General features: G+C 64.4%; 2 protein-coding genes and 2 pseudogenes. All 4 read left to right on the forward strand.

What is annotated here, in order from left to right; translation table 11 throughout:
- Nucleotides 1-379, forward strand: a pseudogene (locus EOA22_RS27440) (phosphonoacetate hydrolase); the annotation flags it as partial.
- 228 nt (nt 380-607) lie between these two features.
- Complete coding sequence (gene phnY / locus EOA22_RS27445; RefSeq protein ID WP_063167534.1) at nt 608-2,065, forward strand: phosphonoacetaldehyde dehydrogenase; 1,458 nt, start codon at nt 608-610, stop codon at nt 2,063-2,065.
- 72 nt (nt 2,066-2,137) lie between these two features.
- Complete coding sequence (locus EOA22_RS27450; RefSeq protein ID WP_063167535.1) at nt 2,138-3,496, forward strand: aspartate aminotransferase family protein; 1,359 nt, start codon at nt 2,138-2,140, stop codon at nt 3,494-3,496.
- A 2-nt stretch (nt 3,497-3,498) separates the two neighbouring features.
- A pseudogene (locus EOA22_RS27455) lies at nt 3,499-3,714 on the forward strand (C-terminal binding protein); the annotation flags it as partial.

Raw genomic sequence — 3,714 nt, forward strand, 5'->3', positions numbered from 1 at the left:
GCATCATGGCGCGCTGTGTTCCCTCGCCACCGCCTATCTGCCTGATGGCGCCGACCAGGCCGATATCATGGCCAGGCTGGCCAAGATCGATAGCATCATGCTGGTCGTCGACAGCCCGACCGCCTGCGAGCGCTTCGAACTGCCGGCCGATCGCATCGGCGACATCGTGCTGATCTCGACCGAGAACAAGACGATCGGCACCTCGGAACATCGCCATGACCTGGCGGCTCTGAACGAGCCGCTACGGTCGCATGGCGGGCTGACCGAGCAGGAGGTGCCGTTCATCGTCAATCGTGTGCTGCCGGAATTTCCGAACGAGCCGACGCTGCGCAATTTCGATGCCTTCTACTACGCCACCATGGCGGCGGCGCTGGCTTGAGTCGAGCGTGATTGTCGACCCCCACTCCGCCGAGCTTCGCTCGGCACCTCTCCCCCGATCGACGGGGGAGAGGAAAGGCGCCAGGGTTAGCCGCGGCTTAACCTGGAAACGTTGAGGCACTGACCTCGCCTGATTTCCTCTCCCCCGTCGATCGGGGGAGAGGTGGCCCGAAGGGCCGGAGTGGGGGTCGAATCCTCCGCGCAACAAGAATCTGCTGGAGCAGAACCCATGACCAAGCTCGACCCCGCCATCAAAGTTCGCCACGAGCCGATGCGCATCGCCGGCAGACGAGTCGATGCCGAAGGCGTCGTCGAGGTTCGCTATCCCTGGAACGACACCGTCATCGGCACCGTTCCGGCCGGCCGCGCCGATCACGCCCGCCAGGCATTCGAGATCGCCGCCGGCTACAAATCGAAGCTGACCCGCTACGAGCGTCAGCAGATACTGTTCCGCACCGCCGAGGCATTGGCCTCGCGCCGCGATGAAATCTCCGATCTCATCACGCTCGAGCTCGGCATCTCCAAGACGGACTCGCTCTATGAGGTCGGCCGTGCCTATGACGTGTTCACGCTGTCGGCGCAGATGTGCATCCAGGATGACGGGCAGATCTTCTCCTGCGACCTCACCCCGCACGGGAAGGCGCGCAAGATCTTCACCACTCGCGAGCCGTTGAAGGCGATCTCGGCGATCACGCCGTTCAATCATCCGCTCAACATGGTCTCGCACAAGGTGGCGCCGGCGATCGCCACCAACAATTGCGTGGTGGTCAAGCCGACCGAACTGACGCCGATGACGGCGCTTCTCTTGGCCGACATTCTCTATGAAGCCGGTTTGCCGCCTGAAATGCTGTCGGTGGTGACCGGCTGGCCGGCCGATATCGGCAACGAGATGATCACCAATGAAAACATCGACCTGATCACCTTCACCGGCGGCGTGCCGGTCGGCAAGATGATCGCCCGCACCGCCGGCTACAAGCGCCAGGTGCTGGAGCTCGGCGGCAACGACCCGCTGATCATCCTCAACGATTTGTCGGACGAGGATCTGGCAAAGGCGGCGGACCTAGCAGTGGCCGGAGCGACGAAAAACTCCGGCCAGCGCTGCACGGCGGTCAAGCGCATCCTGGTCCAGGAAAGCGTCGCCGACCGCTTCGTGCCGCTGGTGCTGGAGCGGGCGAAGAAGATCCGCTTCGGCGATCCGATGGACCGCGCGACCGACCTTGGCACCGTCGTGCACGAGAAGGCGGCGGCGCTGTTCGAAGCCCGCGTCCACATGGCTGCCGAGCAAGGCGCCGAAATCCTCTACAATCCGGGTCGTCAGGGCGCGTTGCTGCCGCCGATCGTCGTCGATCGCGTGCCGCATACATCCGAGCTGGTCATGGAAGAAACCTTCGGGCCGATCATCCCGATCGTGCGTGCGCCGGACGATGACGAGGCGTTGATTGCGCTCTCCAACTCGACCGCCTTCGGCCTGTCGTCGGGCGTCTGCACCAACTCTTTTCCGCGCATGCAGAAATACATCGCCGGCCTTCAGGTCGGCACCGTCAACATCTGGGAAGTGCCGGGCTATCGCATCGAGATGTCGCCCTTCGGCGGCATCAAGGATTCGGGCAACGGCTACAAGGAAGGCGTCATCGAAGCGATGAAGAGCTACACCAATGTGAAGACATTTTCGCTGCCCTGGTCCTGACCGGACGGCATTGACGGATAGAACAATCGAGGGAGCGTTCGCCGCTCCCTCATTCGCATTTCGGAGACCATGATGGCCGCGATATCTGAACTTGTGCACACCGAAGGCGATTCCAACACCACAGCGGCTCGCGGTCGCTGGGATGCCGGGCAGGGCGATCCGCGGATCCGCGGCCTGCTCGATCGCGACGCGGCCGCCTTCATGCACCAGAGCCTGTCCAGCCCCTGTTTGTCGACGATCGCCAAGGCGCAAGGCATCTGGATCGAGGACACCGCCGGTCGCCGCTTCATGGATTTCCACGGCAACAGCGTCCATCACCTCGGCTATGGCCACCCGAGGCTTGTGGCCGCCATCAAGAAGCAGCTCGATCAGCTCTGCTTTGCGCCGCGCCGTTTCACCTGTGAGCCCGCCGTCGAACTGGCCGAGAAGCTGGCGGCATTGGCGCCCGGCAATCTCGGCAAAGTGCTGTTCACCACCGGCGGCTCGGACGCCATCGAGGTCGCGCTGAAGATCGCCCGCGCCGCGACCGGCCGCTTCAAGACGGTGTCGTTCTGGGATGCGTTCCATGGCGCCGGCTTCGGCGCAGCAAGCGTTGGTGGCGAGGCGACCTTCCGCTCGCACATATCAGGCCCGATGATGACCGGCACCGAGCACGTCGCGCCTTGGGACGGCTATCGCTGCCCCTATGGCCACGATTCCCTGGAAGCATCGGGCCTCGCCTGCGCCAACATGATTGCCTACGTCCTTGGCCGCGAGCAGGACGTGGCGGCGGTCGTCGCCGAACCGATGCGGGCGACGCCAAACCCGCCGCCGCCAGGCTTCTGGAAGCGGGTGCGCGAGGCCTGCGACCGGCACGGCACGCTCTTGATCTTCGACGAGATCCCGACCGGCCTTGGCAAGACCGGCAAATTCTTCGCGCACGAGCATGATGATGTGACGCCTGACATCGTCGTCCTCGGCAAGTCGCTCGGCGGCGGCGTCCTGCCGATCGCCGCCATCATCGCGCGCCGCGATCTCGACGTCACCGGTGGCTTCGCGATCGGCCACTACACCCACGAGAAGAACCCGGTGACGACCCGCGCCGCATTGACGACGATCGACATCATCCTGGAGGAAGGGCTGGTCGAGCGCGCGGCCGAACTCGGTCGGCACATGCTAGGGCGCATGCAGCACCTGATGGCGCGCTCGCCCCATGTCGGCGACGTCAGGGGCAGGGGACTGATGGTCGGCGTCGAGCTCGTCGAGGATCGCGATACGCGCCAGCCGGCACGCGATCTCGCCGAGCGCGTCTTCTATGCTTGCCTTGAACAGGGGCTGAGCTTCAAGATCAGCCAAGGCAACGTGTTGACGCTGTCGCCGCCGCTGGTCATTTCGAAAACCGACCTCGACGGCGCGCTCGACATTGTCGAGCGCACGGTGCTGGCGGCCTGACCGTGAAGGCCGTGCGCACCGACCGCGAACTCGAATGTCCCGGCATCGACGCCGGCTTGCGGGCGAGGGGGGTCGAACTGGTGACGCTGCCGGACGGCATCCCCGAAGCTGATCTCATGCAGGCCGTTGCGGACGCCGATCTTTTGCTGATGTGCTACACGCCGATCACCCGTGCGGTGATCGAGGCGGCTCCCAGATTGAACGGCATTGTCAAATAT

The organism is Mesorhizobium sp. M7A.F.Ca.US.014.04.1.1 (assembly GCF_003998745.1).
GTDB classification, from domain to species: Bacteria; Pseudomonadota; Alphaproteobacteria; order Rhizobiales; family Rhizobiaceae; genus Mesorhizobium; species Mesorhizobium ciceri.

What these genes read in the sequence shown, in the direction of transcription:
- EOA22_RS27450 (WP_063167535.1), top strand. Translation starts at nt 2,138, where the DNA reads ATGGCCGCGATATCTGAACTTGTGCACACCGAAGGCGATTCCAACACC.
- phnY (WP_063167534.1), top strand. Translation starts at nt 608, where the DNA reads ATGACCAAGCTCGACCCCGCCATCAAAGTTCGCCACGAGCCGATGCGC.